This window comes from Acinetobacter sp. TTH0-4 (assembly GCF_015602665.1).
Classification (GTDB): Bacteria; Pseudomonadota; Gammaproteobacteria; order Pseudomonadales; family Moraxellaceae; genus Acinetobacter; species Acinetobacter albensis.
The window spans coordinates 2,338,623-2,357,205 of record NZ_CP059079.1 but is presented as its reverse complement, the minus strand read 5'-3'; the positions used below and the strand labels follow the sequence as shown (position 1 = coordinate 2,357,205).

The 18,583-nt window shown below is 38.7% G+C and carries 19 protein-coding genes; 11 read left to right on the top strand and 8 right to left on the bottom strand.

Going from position 1 to position 18,583, the window contains the following annotated elements; all coding sequences use genetic code 11:
* Positions 1-15: 15 nt before the first annotated feature.
* From H0S58_RS11020 to H0S58_RS11005, 4 genes are all read left to right on the top strand, one after another.
* Positions 16-1,008 (top strand): RsiV family protein, encoded by a 993-nt coding sequence (locus tag H0S58_RS11020; protein WP_195726530.1) that lies wholly within the window; start codon positions 16-18, stop codon positions 1,006-1,008.
* A gap of 11 nt (positions 1,009-1,019) precedes the next feature.
* Positions 1,020-1,841: a TatD family hydrolase gene (locus H0S58_RS11015; protein ID WP_195726529.1), complete on the top strand. Its 822-nt coding sequence runs from the start codon at positions 1,020-1,022 to the stop codon at positions 1,839-1,841.
* 272 nt (positions 1,842-2,113) lie between these two features.
* On the top strand, positions 2,114-2,848 hold the full coding sequence (locus H0S58_RS11010; protein ID WP_193890913.1) for a Bax inhibitor-1/YccA family membrane protein: 735 nt from the start codon (positions 2,114-2,116) through the stop codon (positions 2,846-2,848).
* Positions 2,849-2,992: 144 nt separating this feature from the next.
* A complete protein-coding gene (locus tag H0S58_RS11005) occupies positions 2,993-3,799 on the top strand; it encodes an enoyl-ACP reductase (protein ID WP_053578706.1) in 807 nt (268 codons plus the stop codon).
* A gap of 99 nt (positions 3,800-3,898) precedes the next feature.
* On the opposite strand, the gene secB is transcribed toward H0S58_RS11005, so the two are convergent.
* The 4 genes from secB to rsgA form a co-directional block, all read right to left on the bottom strand.
* Positions 3,899-4,354 (bottom strand): protein-export chaperone SecB, encoded by a 456-nt coding sequence (gene secB, locus H0S58_RS11000; RefSeq protein WP_092718138.1) that lies wholly within the window; start codon positions 4,352-4,354, stop codon positions 3,899-3,901.
* Between the two features lie 36 nt (positions 4,355-4,390).
* The gene (gene grxC, locus H0S58_RS10995; RefSeq protein WP_053578704.1) at positions 4,391-4,645 is read right to left on the bottom strand and encodes a glutaredoxin 3; all 255 of its coding nucleotides are present in this window, start codon (positions 4,643-4,645) and stop codon (positions 4,391-4,393) included.
* 20 nt (positions 4,646-4,665) lie between these two features.
* Positions 4,666-5,073, bottom strand: coding sequence for a rhodanese-like domain-containing protein (locus H0S58_RS10990; RefSeq protein ID WP_053578703.1), 408 nt, complete (start codon positions 5,071-5,073; stop codon positions 4,666-4,668).
* A gap of 95 nt (positions 5,074-5,168) precedes the next feature.
* Complete coding sequence (gene rsgA / locus H0S58_RS10985) at positions 5,169-6,227, bottom strand: small ribosomal subunit biogenesis GTPase RsgA (protein WP_193890910.1); 1,059 nt, start codon at positions 6,225-6,227, stop codon at positions 5,169-5,171.
* 126 nt (positions 6,228-6,353) lie between these two features.
* Here rsgA and orn point away from each other — a divergent pair, with 126 nt between their 5' ends.
* The 3 genes from orn (at position 6,354) to H0S58_RS10970 (ending at position 8,688) form a co-directional block, all read left to right on the top strand.
* Positions 6,354-6,905, top strand: a complete 552-nt coding sequence (orn, locus tag H0S58_RS10980; protein ID WP_053578701.1) for an oligoribonuclease — start codon at positions 6,354-6,356, stop codon at positions 6,903-6,905.
* 140 nt (positions 6,906-7,045) lie between these two features.
* Positions 7,046-7,822 (top strand): ThiF family adenylyltransferase, encoded by a 777-nt coding sequence (locus H0S58_RS10975; RefSeq protein WP_195726528.1) that lies wholly within the window; start codon positions 7,046-7,048, stop codon positions 7,820-7,822.
* 368 nt (positions 7,823-8,190) lie between these two features.
* Positions 8,191-8,688 (top strand): pyridoxamine 5'-phosphate oxidase family protein, encoded by a 498-nt coding sequence (locus H0S58_RS10970; RefSeq protein WP_195726527.1) that lies wholly within the window; start codon positions 8,191-8,193, stop codon positions 8,686-8,688.
* Between the two features lie 191 nt (positions 8,689-8,879).
* Here H0S58_RS10970 and H0S58_RS10965 read toward each other — a convergent pair whose 3' ends face one another.
* The gene (locus H0S58_RS10965) at positions 8,880-9,926 is read right to left on the bottom strand and encodes a hypothetical protein (RefSeq protein WP_195727606.1); all 1,047 of its coding nucleotides are present in this window, start codon (positions 9,924-9,926) and stop codon (positions 8,880-8,882) included.
* Between the two features lie 157 nt (positions 9,927-10,083).
* On the opposite strand from H0S58_RS10965, the gene pheS reads away from it, so the two are divergent.
* From pheS to H0S58_RS10950, 3 genes are all read left to right on the top strand, one after another.
* Complete coding sequence (gene pheS / locus H0S58_RS10960) at positions 10,084-11,064, top strand: phenylalanine--tRNA ligase subunit alpha (RefSeq protein WP_193890898.1); 981 nt, start codon at positions 10,084-10,086, stop codon at positions 11,062-11,064.
* 225 nt (positions 11,065-11,289) lie between these two features.
* Positions 11,290-13,671: a phenylalanine--tRNA ligase subunit beta gene (gene pheT, locus H0S58_RS10955; protein ID WP_195726526.1), complete on the top strand. Its 2,382-nt coding sequence runs from the start codon at positions 11,290-11,292 to the stop codon at positions 13,669-13,671.
* On the top strand, positions 13,668-13,964 hold the full coding sequence (locus tag H0S58_RS10950; protein WP_005007563.1) for an integration host factor subunit alpha: 297 nt from the start codon (positions 13,668-13,670) through the stop codon (positions 13,962-13,964). Before pheT ends, H0S58_RS10950 begins: the two co-directional genes overlap by 4 nt.
* Positions 13,965-14,153: 189 nt before the next feature.
* Here the strand turns inward: H0S58_RS10950 and H0S58_RS10945 are convergent, their stop codons facing one another.
* The 3 genes from H0S58_RS10945 to trxA form a co-directional block, all read right to left on the bottom strand.
* The gene (locus H0S58_RS10945; protein WP_053578695.1) at positions 14,154-14,432 is read right to left on the bottom strand and encodes a hypothetical protein; all 279 of its coding nucleotides are present in this window, start codon (positions 14,430-14,432) and stop codon (positions 14,154-14,156) included.
* A gap of 421 nt (positions 14,433-14,853) precedes the next feature.
* Positions 14,854-16,122, bottom strand: coding sequence for a transcription termination factor Rho (rho, locus tag H0S58_RS10940; protein WP_053578694.1), 1,269 nt, complete (start codon positions 16,120-16,122; stop codon positions 14,854-14,856).
* A gap of 329 nt (positions 16,123-16,451) precedes the next feature.
* The gene (gene trxA / locus H0S58_RS10935; RefSeq protein WP_053578693.1) at positions 16,452-16,778 is read right to left on the bottom strand and encodes a thioredoxin; all 327 of its coding nucleotides are present in this window, start codon (positions 16,776-16,778) and stop codon (positions 16,452-16,454) included.
* A 249-nt stretch (positions 16,779-17,027) separates the two neighbouring features.
* Here trxA and ppx point away from each other — a divergent pair, with 249 nt between their 5' ends.
* Positions 17,028-18,548, top strand: a complete 1,521-nt coding sequence (gene ppx, locus H0S58_RS10930) for an exopolyphosphatase (RefSeq protein WP_193890889.1) — start codon at positions 17,028-17,030, stop codon at positions 18,546-18,548.
* Positions 18,549-18,583: the final 35 nt, after the last annotated feature.

The following is an 18,583-nucleotide window of genomic DNA, read 5'->3' as shown; positions in this document are numbered from 1 at the left end:
TTATAGGTCAGTCTCATGTTTAAAAATAAAGTCTTCTTTACCATCAGTTTTCTGGCTACAACCATGGCATTAATGGCATGTCAGCCTAAACAAGCTGAGCCTAAAGACCAACAAACTGCACAATCTGAACCTGCGAAGCAAGTAGAAACAGTAAAACTGGTCGGCGATACTGAAAAGCTGGCTCTGGGGCTACCAGCATGTGATGGTAATAGCTGTCTAGAAATTTCGATAGAACGGCTCTCCAGTAACCAAGCCTTTGTAGATGAGTTGATTGATGAGCAAATTTTAAAACAGCTTGACCAAATTTTAGACATTTCTCCGAAATTACTGAAAGATAAGCCACAAGCGGTAACGACAGAAGTCGCAGCTTCAAATAGTCAAAATCAAATTCCAGACCAGCCTGCATCAATTGCGGTGGAAACAAAAAAACAAAAAATAGAAAAACAAATTACTCCTTATCTAAGCACTTTTTTATTATTAGACAAGGAGTTGAAAGCGCTCAGTGCCAATCATCAAATTAGTTTAATGATTAAGCCTAAAATTTTAAATGCAACGGTTCCACTGGCGACCGTGGTTTTAAATTCAAGTAGTTATTTGGGCGGTGCACATGGTTCATCTTCTCAGCATTACTATAATTTTGATTTGAAAAACAAAAAACAAATGAAGCTTGATGATATTTTAGCGCCAAATCAAAAAGCAATTTTACAGAATAAAGCCCATGAAGTATTTAAAATTTGGGTGATGGATTCAAAATTGGCAGACAACCTTGAAGAATATGAACAAGTATGGAAATTTACACTTTCCGATAATTTTTACTTATCCACTCAAGGTTTAGTATTGCAATATGGGGAATATGAAATTGGACCTTATGTCGTAGGATTACCGCGTTTGACAATTCCTTATGATCAATTACAAACAGTACTGAAAAAAGAATATTTGCCTCCAGTTCAAACAAAAAACAGTTCGCCTGCCAGTAACCCTGCTGAAAATAATAAAGCAAAATCTTAATGTGATTTTTGATGACATACCGACTGTTTGATACACATACCCATTTTGATGTTCCTGATTTTGATCAAGATCGGGAACATTTGGCATATGCAGCAAAAGCAGTTGGCGTTGAACGTTTAATCTTGATTGGATTTATACAATCGCGTTTTCAAGATTTACTTAACACTCAACAATTTTTAGCGCAATTGGTCGATGCACCGACAGGTTATTTAGCACCTGGCTTGCATCCATTTTATATCGAACAGCATGAAATGGAGCATTTAAATCATTTAGAAAATCTTCTAAAAAATGAAAAATGTATTGCCATTGGGGAAATTGGTTTAGATACTTTTTTAAAACAACATAAACATCCTGAAACTTTTAAAAAGCAAAAAGAGTTTTTTGTGGCTCAACTAGAGTTGGCGCAATACTTTAATAAACCTGTTCTTCTACATATTCGTAAAGCACATGCTGATACTTTGGCGCTGTTAAAACAGCAACATTTTAAACAGGGAGGTATTGCACATGCTTTTAGTGGAGGGGTGGAAGAAGCCAAAGCTTTGGTTAAATTGGGTTTTAAAATTGGTGTGACAGGGCAAATTACCAATCTGAATGCAAAAAAATTACATGCTGTTGTGCAGGAGATTGGTGTCGAACATCTGGTTTTGGAAACGGATTGTCCTGATATGACCCCGTTGTGCTGTCAACGTTCAACTGAACAGCGGACCCGAAATACCCCCGCTAATTTACCTTATGTGTTAATAGGGTTGGCGCAAAGCCTTAATCTTGAGATTGATCTATTGGCAGAACAAGTTTGGCAAAATTCACTACAGGCTTTAAAGCTTGAATTTTAAAATTGCTGTTAGAGTATATTTGATCTAGAAAAAAGCATTCATTTTTCTGCTTAAAGTGAATGTTTATTATACTAAATTCAGCTTATCGAATCAGTTTATTGGACATTATGTATTCTTAATCGAGTATAAAATGCAGAAAAATAAAGTTGTATTCAAGTGTTGAATCAGTTTTAATTTGTAGGGCTATTATGTTGAAAAAATAAAAAACTATTAGGCCTAGCCAAAAAGCAATTTATACTATTTTAATAATTCAAATCAAAAATGAGTAAATCATGCAAAGTAATAATCCTATTTTGACTCGGGTAGAAACCCAAAGCGATTTTAATGACACCATGACCATACAAGGTGCAATTCAAAAATCTATTTTATTAACTGTCATGGCAGCAGTTGTGGGTTTAGCACTATTTTTTTATAGCTTCATCACGGCCAATCTCTCACTTGCTTATGCAGGCGCTATGGTAGGAGCGATTGGTGGAATAATTTTAGCCCTGATTGCAACATTTAAGCCAAATACAGCACGAATATTGGCCATTCCTTATGCTTTATTTGAAGGGGCTTTTCTGGGTGGAATTTCAGTAATTTTCCAAATTAAATTTCCAGGTGTCCCATTACAAGCCTTATTGGCGACCTTTATTACGACACTCGTGATGTTTGCTTTATATCGTTTCCAAATTATCCGTGCGACAGAAAAGTTTAAAGCTGTAGTGATGTCAGCATCAATCGCAATTGCCATGGTATTTGTGGTGCAAATTGTGATGCGTCTGGCTTTTGGTTCAAGTATTCCTTTTATTTTTGAAAGTAACTGGTTGGGGATTGGGTTTGCAGCATTTGTCGCTGTCATTGCATCTTTAAACCTGATTCTCGATTTTGATTTGATTGAATCATCTGCTGCACAACATGCACCCAAAGCAATGGAGTGGTTGTGTGGTATTGCCTTACTTGCAACTTTGGTATGGATGTATTACTCGTTTTTACGTCTGCTCAGCCTGTTACAAGGTGATGATTAAGAATTTTAGGTCTAAATAAAAAAGCTCCCTAAATCGGGAGCTTTTTTATGATTTTACATAACCTATTAAAAAAGGCGCATTATGCAATTTCGCAAATGCTTCAGACTTGGCATTATGCTTATAAATTATTTTGAGTGAATTCACATGGCACAAGGACTTTTAGCGGGTAAGCGTTTTTTAATTGCAGGTATTGCAAGTAAATTATCGATTGCATTTGGTATTGCCCAATCTTTACATCGTGAAGGTGCAGAACTTGCTTTTACTTATCCAAATGAAAAACTAAAAAAACGTGTAGACGATTTTGCTGCACAATTTGATTCAACTTTGGTTTTCCCTTGTGACGTGGCAGTTGATGCTGAAATTGAACAAGCTTTTGCAGAGTTAGCAAAACATTGGGATGGCTTGGATGGTGTCGTGCATTCGATTGGTTTCGCACCAGCGCATACTTTAGATGGTGATTTTACTGACATTACAGACCGTGACGGCTTTAATGTAGCGCATGATATCAGTGCTTATAGTTTTATTGCGATGGCGCGTGCGGCTAAGCCATTATTAAAAGTTCGTCAAGGTTGTTTACTCACATTGACTTACCAAGGTTCTGAACGTGTAATGCCAAACTATAACGTGATGGGAATGGCGAAAGCATCATTAGAGGCCGGTGTACGTTATTTGGCTTCAAGTCTAGGCAGCGAAGGTATTCGTGTCAACGCAATTTCAGCTGGTCCAATTCGTACTCTGGCGGCATCTGGGATCAAATCATTCCGTAAAATGCTTGATTTGAATGAAAAAGTTGCACCGCTTAAACGTAATGTAACCATTGAAGATGTAGGTAATGCCGCATTATTCCTATGTTCGCCTTGGGCAAATGGGATTACAGGTGAAATTATGTATGTCGATGCAGGTTTCAATACTGTAGGAATGAGCGCAGATTTAATGATGGATGCTGAATAAATTGATTTAAAAACGTCTACTTTTATCCAGTAGGAAATTAAAAATCAGCAATCAAAAAGACCGCACATGCGGTCTTTTTTATTTTTAAAAGCAAAGCGATTAAGCTTGACCTTCCGCAGCAATTTGAGCACGTTGCATATTGGCTTCGAATTCAGCATCGAAGTTAATTGGCGTAAGTAGCAATTGTGGGAAGCTTCCTTTGGTCACCATATCATTTACTGCTTCACGTAGGAATGGGAACAAGATATTTGGGCAATATGCACCCAAAATATAAGGAAGACGTTCTTCTTCAACCCCATCTACCAAGAAAATACCTGATTGTGTGACATCCACAATAAAGGCTGTGTCACCCGCATTATTGGCTTGTACCACTACTTGTAATGCAACTTCGTAATGCGTTGCATCAATTTTTTCTGCAGCAGATGAAAGATTAATATTCAGTTCAGGTTGCCATTCTTTGGTAAATACTTGAGCCCCAGGCACTTCAAAAGAAATATCTTTGGTATAAATGCGCTCTAATGCCAGTTGCGGTTGAGCTTGTTGTTCTTCACTCATTCTTTAATCCTTAATATGAAGTGATTTGATACGGCATTAAGCCAGTAATTCGTTTAATTTTCCTTCACGCTCTAAAGCATAAAGTTGATCAAAACCACCAATAAATTGGTCGTTAATAAAAATTTGTGGCACAGTACGATGGTGAGTACGTTGCATCAGTTCAACACGGACTTCAGGTGCTTCATTGGATAAATTAATTTCTTTATAAGCAATGCCTTTACGCTCAAGCAGTTGTTTTGCACGAATACAATAAGGGCATACTGTGGTGGAATAAATGATTACTTCAGCCATGTGAATTTTCCTTAAGCGAACTATTTACTTTTAATGAGTGGCAAGCCTTGGGCTTTCCAGTTACTAATACCGCCATCAAGACGGTAAGCATCAGCATGACCTACTTGATGTAAGGCTGTACCTGCAATTTGGCCCAAGTTACAGATAAACACCAGCGGACGATCTGAAGATTTTAGCTCTTCAATATGGCTGGTAATTTGGCTATATGGAATATTGCGGCTGCCACTGATGTGACCTTCACGAAAATCTTTTGCATCACGTAAATCAATCAACATGGCATTTTTAGCTTTGACTAAAATCCCCAAGGATTGCGGTGAAATTTTACGACCGTTGCGTTGTCCTTCTAAAACAAAGAACAAAACAATTAATACCCCAAGTGTTCCAAACAAGAAGGGGTGATTCCCCATAAATTCGAACCAACGTTCCACAAGTCACCTTAATTACAATTTTAAAATTGCGTAGAGTATAGCTCATAAATATGGCGATCAAAATCACCGCTTCAAGGGCTAAGGGTTAAGAAAAATCAATTTTTTTGCTGTGCTTCAGTAATTTCATCGGTTAAACGCAAATAACTGTCTAATCGGCGCTGCAAAATTTCACCTGATTCTGCGGCTAACCGTAACGCACATTGCTTTTCATGTTTGTGTGTACAGTTACGAAATTGACAATGTCCCAGTAGATTTTCAAGTTCTGGAAAACCACGTTGCACTTTATCAGCATTTAAATGCCACAAACCAAATTCACGAATTCCAGGAGAGTCAATGAGCGCAGCACCTTCACCAAAGGCAATTAAACGTGTCGATGTGGTGGTGTGCTGACCGAGTGCCGAATTTTCAGAAATAATATTGGTCTTTTGCGCTGCATCTGGAACCAATGCGTTAATGAGTGAGCTTTTGCCGACGCCAGATTGCCCTACAAAAGCGACAGTTTCACCAGCTAAACGATCTGCAAGAGCAGTCAAATCACCGTTGGACTGACATGGCATCACTTCATAACCTAAGACTCGATATTCTTGCATCAAAGTCAAAATAGGATCATTTTCCTGAATTAAGTCAGCTTTATTTAATACCAACAAGGCAGGGATGTCTGCGTCAGCACACGCCACGATATAACGATCAATGAGGCTGGGTGCGACTTCAGGAAAGGAGGCGAATACAATGACAATCAAACTCACATTAGCCGCGACAGGTTTAACTTTATGATAACGGTCAGGGCGGGTGAGTAACGATTGACGCGGATGAATCGCGGTGATAATACCCAATCCTGTATTTGGGTCGGCCTGCCATTTAACTCGATCGCCTGTCACTAAGGCTTCTAGATTCGTACGCGTATGACAGCGCCAAACAGTACCAATTTCAATCGGTTTCCAGAAAGGATCGGGTTCACCTGTTTTTACTTCAGGCTTAATGGGTTGTTCATCAGGCAATGATAGGGCTTGAACTTCAAGTTGACGACCGTAGTGTTGCACCACCAGACCTTCTAAATCATTTGAAGTATCGAGTTCTTCTTGACGTGTTTGCTGTTGTTTCTGAATGCGACGTTGCTGCTGTTCAGTTAAACGACGTTTACGAATTAAAGCCATTCATATCCTAAAAAAAGCATGAACTAAGAGATGGCAAAAATAGCATGAAGCGGGGTAGGAGTTACAGCCAAGTTGCAATTAATTTGCTACTATAGTTGTTTTTAAGCCCAATAAGATTGCACATTTATGAGCAGCACACCTGATACCCGCCTCATCTGGATTGACCTAGAAATGACAGGTCTAGATACTGATAACGATAAAATTATTGAGATTGCGACGATAGTCACCGATGATAAACTCAATATTCTAGCGGAAGGTCCTGTGCTGGCGATCCATCAGTCACCGCTTATCTTAAATGCGATGGATGAATGGAATACACGTCAACATGGTCAGTCTGGATTAATTGAACGTGTTCGTCGAAGTAAGCTTACAGTAGAAGATGCAGAACAACAGACCATTGAATTCTTAAAAAAATGGATTAATCCGAAAGTGTCACCCATGTGCGGAAATTCAATTTGCCAAGACCGCCGCTTCATGCATCGCTTGATGCCTGAATTAGAACAATTTTTCCATTATCGTAATTTAGATGTATCGAGTGTGAAAGAGTTAGCAAAACGCTGGCGTCCAGAAATTATGAGCGGTTTGAAAAAGAATGCTTCACATTTAGCGATGGATGATATTCGTGATTCGATTGCGGAATTAAAGTATTACAGAGAATACTTTTTTATTATGAATTAAAATATAGAAAGAGGCGGAAGCCTCTTTTTTTATATAAAAATGATATTTTTTAGGAAGTTAATTATACATTAGATATGGGTTATGGAAACCAGTAAGAATTTGATAAAATGCTTCGGTAATTTTTAGTGACTAGATAGCGAATGACTGATCTCCTACAAGATGATGAATACGAACGCCGCTTTGCTGGGGTGGAAAAAATTTATGGAGATGAGGCTTTTCGTCAGTATGAACACAGTCATGTCATGGTGATTGGTATTGGTGGTGTTGGTTCTTGGGCGGTTGAAGCTTTGGCGCGGACAGGTATTGCTGAATTAACTTTAGTCGATATGGATGTGATTGCAGCATCCAATATTAACCGTCAATTGCCTGCCTTAAGTTCAACTTTGGGGCGTGAAAAAATTGAAGTGATGGCAGAGCGCTGTCTATCTATTAATCCACGCATTAGAATTAATATGGTCGATGACTATTTAACCGCTGATAATGTCAAAGAACTTTTATCTAACCCACCCGATGTGGTGCTCGACTGCATTGATGACGTTAAAGCTAAACTGGCTTTAATGCTACATTGTCGTTTTAACAAAATCCCTTTAATTGTCTCAGGTGGAGCAGGAGGGAAGATCGATCCTTTAAAAATTCGGGTCGCCGATTTATCTAAAACCGAACAAGACCCGATGTTAGCCAAATTGCGGAGTCAGTTACGGAGCAAAGGGATTTGTAAAAAACCAAAAGACAAATTTGGCATTACTTGTGTGTATTCTGTTGATAATCCATTTTCAAGTGCAGAGGTGTGCGCAAGTGCAGGTTTACGTTGTGGTGGGTATGGTTCTGCTGTGGTGGTGACGTCAAGTTTTGCCATGATCGCAGTTTCAGAAGTGCTTAAGAAACTGGCCCCAAAAAAAGTCAAAAATAGCGATTAAAACCCCAAAAATAAGTCAAGTATGTTGATGGTTGAGTCAGCGTATTTATTCTTAAATCATCTGATGAGATCACTGTCGTGTCTACAATAATCAAGTGATTAAATTATAATTTAAAAGAGTTAAACTAAAAACAATGAATGATTTAAAGTAAAACAGAAAGTGGATCTTTAATCACTCTAACAATTACCATTCTGCTGAATATTGTAAGCAAATTCTTCTTTGTTATTTCTCATGATCTTTAAGCTATTTCTTTAGTATTCAACTGTATCAATTCAGTAAGATCAGTGAATTAAAATCAAAAATCGGATTACTGTGTAAGCAAGTCAATACGCAATCATTTCTATAATTGAGTTTCAGGAGAAAATATCATGTCAGATCAATATCGTGAAAAATTATGGGAACTGCTTAAAGATGTACGATATTCTATGATTAGTCATACGACTGAGACGCATGAATTGCATTCTCAGCCCATGACGATGCTAAATTCTGAGCATTTAAATGAGAGTCAAAATCTTTATTTTATGATGCGTGATACCAATGATTTAGTGAATGCGATTCAGGCAGGTCGTCATCAAATTGGTTTATCTTTTGCCAAGCCGTCTGACAGTATTTATGTTTCGATCAGCGCATATGCCACACTGAGTACAGATCCAGCCTTAATTGAGACTCTCTGGAATCCGTGGGCAGACAATTGGTTCGAAGGCAAGCATGATCCGAGTATTCGGATTTTGGTGGCTGAGGTAATCAGCGCAGAATATTGGAATGTAACTGATAATAAAGTGACACAATTATTTAAACTGCTTCAAGGCAGTCTTACAGGGCATGCCAGTGAAATAGAGGCTGATCACAAAAAACTTGATTTGTAATCTTCGATTTCTATGAGCCATGACTCAGGATTGAAGAAAAAGATGTGCTTTATTTAATATTGATTCATTCTTAAAATCAAACGAAGCAGAATAAATGATGTTTATTCTGCTTTTTCAATACATCCCCTTTCATTTTGATCTATCTCAGATTTTCCTAATTTTTAAGTGGCTTTTTCAATGATTAAAAAAAACTAAAGACCAAAATAATAGGCACAAACACAAATAATGATGGTTAAGAGAATCAGTTTAATGACTCCAGATGCGCCTACTTTATGAGATGGCGTTTGATGCTTGTTGATTTTTAGGTTTTGAGCTGGTTCAGTGACTAAATTTGTACTATCTAGGGGATTGGTAATTTCAATTTTCGTCAATTGTGCAGATTGATAGTGATTAGCAACTTTAACGATAAATTTTGCGGTTAAATCGTCTAGTTTTTGCGAAAAATGACGTAGATTGAGCTGTTGTTCTGGACTTAATTCAGTGCCATCAGCATGGAATGGATCTTGCTGTTGCTGGCGAATGTAGGCGGCTAAGCTTTCTAGGCGATGTAATGTGCGGTGCGCATAATCTGCGGAATATTTGCTTGGTAATAGAGGTAAATATTGACTGTTATACGCAGCTAAACCATCTATCGTCTCTACTTGAGTTTGCGGAATACCATAATAAGGAAAATCTCGATGGGTAGGCTCGTTGAATCCATCAGCAAATGGAGTTTTAAATAATTCATTATCCGTATAGGCCTGAATATCATCCCAATTGGGCCGTTGTAAATCTGCATCTACGAGTTTTGCAAGTTTAGGGTTAAGTTCGAAACGCCAAAAGCTTTCGTGACGGAGCTGTTCTTGTTGCGCTTTAGGCACTTCATAATCCTGCTCTGAGCTATACCACTCAGCCAATTCTTTACCCAAAATCCAAGCCGTTTTTTTGAGAGATTCATGGCTGACCATAAAATGAGGCATGGCCAATAACTCAACATTGGCATTTGGATTTTTTTCATCATTTAAGAGGCTTGAGCTATGTAGACTCAGGCGCTGAGTCCCTTGTTTTTTTAGTCCTTCTAACCAGATTTGAAAATGCTGAGCCAGTAGATGTTGTGTCAATAAATCACGAAAATGAAGACAATGTTGATTAAAAATTGAATGGTGTACCCAATCATTAAAACTTAAATTTTGACTCAGATAATCATTACCATAAGTGACCAAAGCGAGCTGTTGTTTCCAAATTGGGTCAAGCGCCATTATTATTAATCTCATGAATGTTGACTTTATCTTATACTTTTTCTAAATCTGGATGCCAATCTAATTTTTCATGTACATGGAGCTTCATCAACGTGCTTAAAAACTGTTAGAATATCTGGTTTTATTATATTTTTAAATTGTTGCTTTGAGAGTTATTATGTCACTGGAAGCCCTGACCAATGAAGCGCTCGCTGCGATTGCAGCAGCAGAGAACCTTGCTACACTCGATCAAGTACGAGTGCAATTTACAGGGAAAAAGAGCCAGCTTGCGGAACAATCCAAAGCTTTAGGTAAAATGGATCCAGAAGAACGTAAAGTTTTCGGGGCAAAGATTCATAGTGTTCGTGAAGCCATTACAGGCGCATTAACCGCACGCCAAACGGAATTACAAAAAGTCGAATTAGAGCAAAAACTCGCAAATGAGATGATCGACATAACCTTACCGGGGCGTGGGCAGAGTGTGGGTAGTATTCATCCTGTGACCCAAGTGCAAGAACGTATTTGTCAGTTCTTTACTAAAGCAGGCTTTACTGTAGCAACCGGTCCTGAAGTTGAAGACGATTATCACAACTTTGAAGCCTTAAATATTCCTGGACATCACCCTGCACGTGCCATGCATGATACGTTCTATTTTGATGTCAATCATTTGCTACGTACCCATACATCTGGTGTGCAAATTCGTACTATGGAAACACAGCAGCCGCCTATTCGTATTGTTTGTCCAGGTCGTGTTTACCGTTGTGATTCGGATCAAACGCATTCCCCAATGTTTCATCAAATTGAAGGTCTATACATTGCGGAAAATACCAGCTTTGCTGAACTGAAAGGTTTGTTGATTAATCTTTTAAATGAATTTTTTGAAAAAGATTTAACGGTTCGTTTTCGCCCATCCTATTTCCCATTCACAGAACCAAGTGCAGAAGTCGATATTATGGATGAGCGTGGTCGCTGGTTAGAAGTTTTAGGTTGCGGTATGGTGCATCCAAATGTATTACAAGCAGCCGGAATTGATCCTGAAAAATACAAAGGTTTTGCTTTTGGTTTAGGTGTAGAGCGCTTTGCTATGTTGCGTTACGGTGTAAATGATTTGCGTATGTTCTTCCAGAATGATGTGCGTTTTTTACGTCAATTTGCTTAAAAAATATTTTTAACAAACTTTTTTGCGAATGAGTAATTCATATTTTCTAAGAAAAAAGCGACTCCGCGAAAATTTGAAGTTAGTCATTATTTAAGAATCTAGATTGATTGGTTTATTAAAATCCCCCTAAGGCTACTTTGAGAAAGTATCCCTCTCACCAAAAAATGAAGTGTGTTTTTCCTTCTGATTAAAGAAGGGTTAGGGGAGATTAAGGAAAATGAAGGTATGAAAATTAGTGAAAATTGGCTGCGTAGTTGGGTTAATCCAGCCATTGATAGTGATACATTATCAAATCAACTCACGATGTTGGGTTTAGAAGTCGATGAGCTTTCACCAGCAGCAAAACCTTTTACTGGTGTGGTGGTAGGGGAAGTATTGACGGTAGAACAACATCCAGATGCAGATCGTTTGCGTGTGACTACCGTTAATATTGGTTCAGGTGAACCTTTACAAATTGTTTGTGGCGCACCCAATGTAAGTATAGGAATGAAAGTACCAGTAGCAACGATTGGTGCCGTATTACCTGGTGATTTCAAGATTAAAAAAGGCAAACTTCGTGGGGTTGAATCACAAGGCATGCTGTGCGGTGCTTCTGAAATTGATTTAGAAGATAAAATTGATGGCTTATTGGCATTAGCAAATGATGCACCAGTCGGTGTTGATATTCGTAAATATCTCAATCTAGATGATCATGTGATTGATATCAGTATCACACCGAACCGTGGTGATTGTTTTAGCGTTCGTGGTATTGCCCGTGAAATTGGGGTAATTAATCAACTTGCTGTGACGGCTCCTGAAATCTCAGAAGTTAATGCAACGATTACTGATCAAAAGCAAGTGCTTGTACATACAGATGGCTGCCCACGTTATTTGGGACGTGTCATTAAAAATGTAAATACCAAAGCGGCGACTCCTGCATGGATGGAACAGGCTTTAACTCGTTCAGGTATTCGCCAACACAGTATTTTGGTTGATATTACCAACTATGTTTTAATTGAGTTGGGTCAACCTTTACATGCTTTTGATGGCCATAAAGTTCAAGGTGGGGTTCATGTGCGTCAAGCAACAACAGCCGAAAAGCTAATTTTGCTGAATGAACAAGAAATTGAATTGACCGAAGATGTCATGGTGATTGCAGATGATGCAAAAGCTTTGGCTATTGCGGGGATCATGGGCGGTTTATCTTCAGCAATAACAGATGCAACCACTGAAATTTTCCTAGAATCGGCATTCTTTGCACCACTTGCAATTGCGGGTCGTGCGCGTCGTTATGGTTTACATACTGATGCATCACAACGATATGAACGTGGTGTCGACTTTGAGTTGCCCCTTATGGCGATGAATCGTGCCTCCCAGTTGATTTCTGAATTGGCAGGTGGTGAATTTGGTCCAATTACAGTGGCGGAAAAAATTGAGTTATTGCCGACGCGTGATGCGATTGAACTGAAGCAAGCTCAAGTCGATCAGTTGTTGGGTTATACCGTTGGGAGTGATTTTATTGGTGATGCATTACAACGTCTCGGTTGTATAGTCACAGTCAAAGCTGAAGGCGAATGGTCTGTTATTCCGCCATCACATCGTTATGATATGGCAATTTATCAAGATTTGATTGAAGAAGTCGCACGTATTCATGGTTATGACAATATTCAAATCAGTCTACCTGTCATTGATGTCAAGCTTGCCAAACATCAAGATCAGTTCGAGCTGCCACAACTTCGTCAAACATTGGTGACTTTAGGATATCAAGAAGCGATTAGCTTTAGCTTTGCTGATGCTAAACTTGAAAAGCAACTCAATCCACATGTTCATCCCTTGATGTTGGCTAATCCAATTTCAAGTGAACTGGCTGCGATGCGTTCAACCTTGTTATCGAGCTTGATTCCCTGTGTACAGTACAATATTAATCGTCAACAAAGTCGCGTACGTTTTTTTGAACTGGGCTTACGTTTTGATTATCAAGATGCAAACAGTATTCATGATTTGAAACAAATACCCACTTTAGCTTTAATTGCAGTGGGCGCAAAAACAGCCGAGTCTTGGCATGCCAAAGCGAAACCTATGGATTTCTTTGATCTAAAAGGTGAAGTTGAAGAAATTTTGGCGGCTGGACGTGTGGAAGTTGAGTATGTTCGTTCAGAGCGTACATGGTTACATCCAGGTCAATCTGCTGAGATTTTGGTGGATGGTTACTCGATCGGTTATTTGGGACGACTACATCCATCTTTAGAAAATGAACTCGATTTGGGCATTACTTGGGTGGCAGAGCTCGATCAACAGGCTGTTTTGCAAACTTATGTATCTAATTTTACAGAATTATCACGTTTTCCGTCGGTAAGACGTGATATTGCGCTTTTAATTAGTGATAATATTAATGTTAGCGAAATTCAGCAACTTATCGGACAGACGGGTGGAGCGTTACTAGACTCAACTTGGTTATTCGATGTGTATACTGGTCAAGGTGTTGAAGTAGGCAAGCGCTCATTGGCATTTGCTTTGTTGTGGCAACATCCATCACGTACATTGGAAGATGCTGAAATTAAATCTGGTATGGATCAAATAATCGAAGTGTTGCAAAACACTTATCAGGCGACATTGAGGGCTTCATGACAGCATTAACGAAAGCAGAAATGGCTGATCATTTAAGTGAGCTCACGAGTTTAAACCGTCGTGAAGCAAAACAAATGGTTGAGTTATTCTTCGAAGAAATTAGCCAAGCGCTGATTTCAGGTGAGCAAGTCAAACTTTCAGGGTTCGGTAACTTTGAATTACGTGATAAACGTCAACGTCCAGGCCGAAATCCCAAAACGGGTGAAGAAATTCCGATTTCTGCACGCCGCGTAGTCACCTTCCGAGCTGGTCAGAAGTTTCGCCAGCGCGTAGGAAATGAGCAGATCGATTGATCTGCTTTTTTATGATTAAATTCTATGATAAAAACAGAGAATAAGGGTATTTCGATATTAATTTGGTATGTCTTAAAGATGGAGAGTTAAATGGATAAGAGTACTATATAGATTTTAACAACAAACTCATTTAAAGATATAAAAAAAGAGAGCCATAGGCTCTCTTTTTTTACTAAATAATCTTAAAGATTATTGAGCAGCAGCTTCAGACGCAGCATCAGTAGCATCAACAGCAGCATCAACAGCTACAGAAGCAGCTTCAGCAGCATCAGCAGCAGCAGCTTCAGCAGCAGGAGCAGCTTCTACAGCAGCAGCTTCAGCAGCAGCATCAGCTTCAGAAGCAGCTTCTACAGCTTCAGAAGCAGCAGTGTTAGCATCAGCAGCAGCTTCTTCAGTTTTTTTAGCACAACCAACAAAAGCTAAAGTAGTAGCAATTGCAGCAGCAATAGCGATTTTTTTGAATAACATGGCATCACTCTCTAAATATGAGATTAAAAAAAACCTGCGTTAGGCTGTTAAGTGCTTTTATTCTTCCTAATATTTGTTAGGCAGTAACAAATGCAAAGGCAGTCTAACTGGTCTGCGAATATGCTATCACTGTGTCTTTTTAAATACTACTAGGCTGATTAAAAAAAACACGAAAAAAAGATGAATTTATTTGTTTTTTTAACAGAAAATAACAATCAATGAAGTGTTTTATATTGGATAAGTAATAAATAAGCCCCTAAAATTTATACATTTTTTTGAAGCATTATTTTATTTATCATTAACTTGCAAATTTGTTTACATAAAATTCAGCACAATGTGTTTTTATGTAAATCAAGTCAACCAAACAAAAAAGCCATCGTTAAAGATGGCTTTTTTAGAACAGCTAAAATATTTAATAATTTTAACTGGTGGCTTTACGTTTCATTTGATCAAAGAAATCATCATTGGTTTTGGTTTCTTTCATACGATCTAGTAAAAACTCCATTGCTGCAAGTTCATCCATAGGGTGAAGAAGCTTACGTAAAATCCAAACTTTACGTAAATTGTCTTCACTCATCAGACGTTCTTCACGACGAGTTCCCGATTTTTTGATATTCATGGCAGGGAAGACACGTTTCTCAGAAATACGACGATCAAGCGTAATTTCTTGGTTACCTGTGCCTTTAAATTCTTCATAGATCACATCATCCATTTTACTGCCAGTTTCAATTAAGGCTGTAGAAATAATGGTGAGTGAACCACCTTCTTCGATATTACGTGCAGCACCGAAGAAGCGTTTAGGACGTTCTAGTGCGTGTGCATCTAAACCACCTGTCAGTACTTTGCCAGAAGATGGAATGACCGTGTTATAAGCACGCGCTAAACGAGTAATTGAATCCAGTAAAATGACGACATCTTTACGATGTTCAACCAGACGTTTAGCTTTTTCAATCACCATTTCAGCAACTTGCACGTGACGAGCAGGAGCTTCATCAAACGTTGATGCAACCACTTCACCACGAACTGTACGTTCCATTTCGGTGACTTCTTCTGGTCGTTCATCAATCAGAAGAACAATCAGGAATACTTCAGGATTATTACGGACAATTGATTGAGCAATATTCTGCAATAACATTGTTTTACCCGCTTTAGGCGGAGCAACAATAATTGAACGCTGACCTTTACCGATTGGTGCCACCAAATCGACTACACGTGCGGTCAAATCTTCTGAGGTACCATTCCCTAACTCCATAATCAACTGTTCAGTTGGAAATAAAGGTGTTAAGTTTTCAAATAAAATTTTATTACGTGAATTTTCGGGTGTGTCATAGTTAATTTGATTCACTTTTAATAAAGCGAAATAACGTTCACCCTCTTTAGGTGGGCGAATCGTACCTGTAATGGTGTCACCTGTACGTAAATTAAAGCGACGAATTTGAGATGGGCTGATATAAATATCGTCTGGTCCAGCAAGGTAAGAACCTGCTGCAGAGCGGAGGAAACCAAAACCATCAGATAGAATTTCTAAAACACCATCACCAAAAATCTCTTCACCATTCATGGCATGGCGTTTTAAGATGGCAAAAATGATGTCTTGCTTACGGTTACGAGCCATGCCTTCTAGGCCCATAAACTCGGCAATTTTGATGAGTTCGCCAATCGGTTTTTTCTTGAGTTCAGTTAAATTCATAGGTGGTCAGATAGAATCAAAATTCTGGGATACAGATGAGAAAAGGGAGCAACATTTAGCCGCTTAAACACAATAAAAGTAACGTAATTGTATTTGCACAATAACCATTCATAGGACTGATTGATTGTTACGAAGAGAAGAGTGTAAAAACAATTTCTGTTGCCGAGCGGCGATTTTATGTGTTGTGTTTTGTAAGAAAATGATGGATTGGAAAATCCTTTATTCCTTGAATATGCAATATAAGAGCTATTCTAGCTTTTGTCAATTTATAGACGAAAAAAATACGCCATCCATGGACAGCGTATTACATCAAATTCTACAGTTTTGAATTAGATATTTTCTTCAATAAACGCAGTTAATTTAGATTTTGGTGCTGCACCTACTTGTTGAGCCACAACTTCACCATTTTTAAACATTAATAATGCAGGAATGTTACGGATATTGTAATTTACAGCAGTTGCTTCGCAAGCAGTCACATCGACTTTAACAATTTTTACTTTACCTTCAAATTCTGTAGACAATACTTCTAATACAGGTGCAATCGCTTTACACGGTGCACACCAGCCTGCCCAAAAGTCTACAAGTACAGGAACGTCGGACTGTAAAACATCAGTTTCAAAGTTTGCGTCAGTTGTATTTACGATATTGCCAGCCATGGATATACTCCAAAAATTTGAGTGAGTTCAATAATGATTAGTATTACATAGCCCTGTTTAACTATGTAGTGGGATATGTCAATTCTCAAACATTATATTAAATTTGTCTAATTGATGCTGACGATATTGATCATCGTGTCTGACAATTATACTTTAGATTAAAAACTCATCTATTTGCCTTGATAAATGCTTTTAAATTCTAAGCATGTGAATTACTCTAAGCACAATTATTATGGGTTCATTTGAATAATGTCTGATTTTTTGATTGATGAAGAGTTGCTTGCTGCCATCGATATGGGGTCGAACAGTTTTCACCTAGCGATTGCACGTGTAGACCATGGCGAAGTGAAAAAAGTAGCGTCAATGTCAGAAAAAGTACAATTGGCAGCTGGGCTAGATGAAAATAAAAACTTAACTGAAGCCGCACAGCAACGGGGACTAGCATGTTTGGCCCGTTTTGTGGGACGTTTAAGTTCAGTGCAAGCGAACCGGTTGCGAATAGTGGCGACTAATGCTTTGCGCCAAGCTAAAAATGGTCATGAATTTATTCAAAGAGCAGCCGAAATCTTACCTAAACCGATCGAGATTATTGCTGGTCGTGAAGAAGCACGTCTGATTTATTTAGGCGTATCTCACACCATGGTCAATAGCGGTCGTCGTTTGGTGATTGATATTGGCGGAGGTTCTACAGAGCTGATTATTGGTGAAGAATTCGAACCTATTCATACAGAATCTTTACAAATGGGTTGTGTTGCCTTTACCAGTGCGTATTTTAGTGATGGTGAAATTAATCAGAAAAATTTTGATAAAGCTGTCGTTGCGGCGCGTAAAGAGCTTTCAGGAATTGCCAACACCTATAAAACAGCAGGCTGGGATACAGTTGTCGGTTCAAGCGGTACGATCAAAGCGTGTCGACAAATTACAGTCAATATGGGCTGGAGCGATGAAAAAGAAAATTTAACTCGCGAAGGTCTAGAAAAACTGAAAGAAAAATTACTCAAATTTAAGCATATTTCAGAAGTTGATTTTGATGGGTTGAAAGAAGACCGTCGAGCAGTTTTGCCAGCTGGAATTGCCATTTTATATGCAGTATTTGATGTTCTGGAACTGACTCAGTTGGTCTATTCCGATGGTGCATTACGTGAAGGTGTCATGTATGACTTGTTGGGACGTTTCCAGCATGAAGATATTCGAGATCGCAGTGTGCAAGCTTTAATGGGGCGTTATAATGCTGATCCTAAGCAGGCAGAACGTGTGGTCAAAACTGCTCAGCATTTACTTGATGGTGTTTCTAAGTCTTTGAATTTAAACACCGAAGATAGTGATTTACTGCGACGTGCTGCCTATTTACATGAAATTGGTTTAGCCATTAGTCACGGTGGATATCACCGTCATGGCGCGTATTTATTGCAACATTCCGATATTGCAGGCTTCTCACAAATTGATCAAAATCATCTTTCGCATCTGGTTGCGCATCATCGTCGTAAGCTGCGTAGTGATAGTCGAGTGGATGTTGCCAAGGTCGGTGGTAGCAAATTAGTGCACTTAAGTCTATTGCTGCGTCTTGCAGTTTTACTGAATCATAGTCGTAGCGATGAGATGCTTCCTGCCATTGAATTAAGTATCGGCAATGAGCAACAATGGCAACTCAGCGTTTCTGGCGATGCCAAACAATGGCCTTTGCTTGTAGCAGACTTGCACGATGAACAGGTGCAGTTCAAGCATTGGGATATTGAATTGAATATTCAGTCGGAACAATTTATCGATTAACAAATGATTGGTTAACAAGTTATTGTTAATTTAGG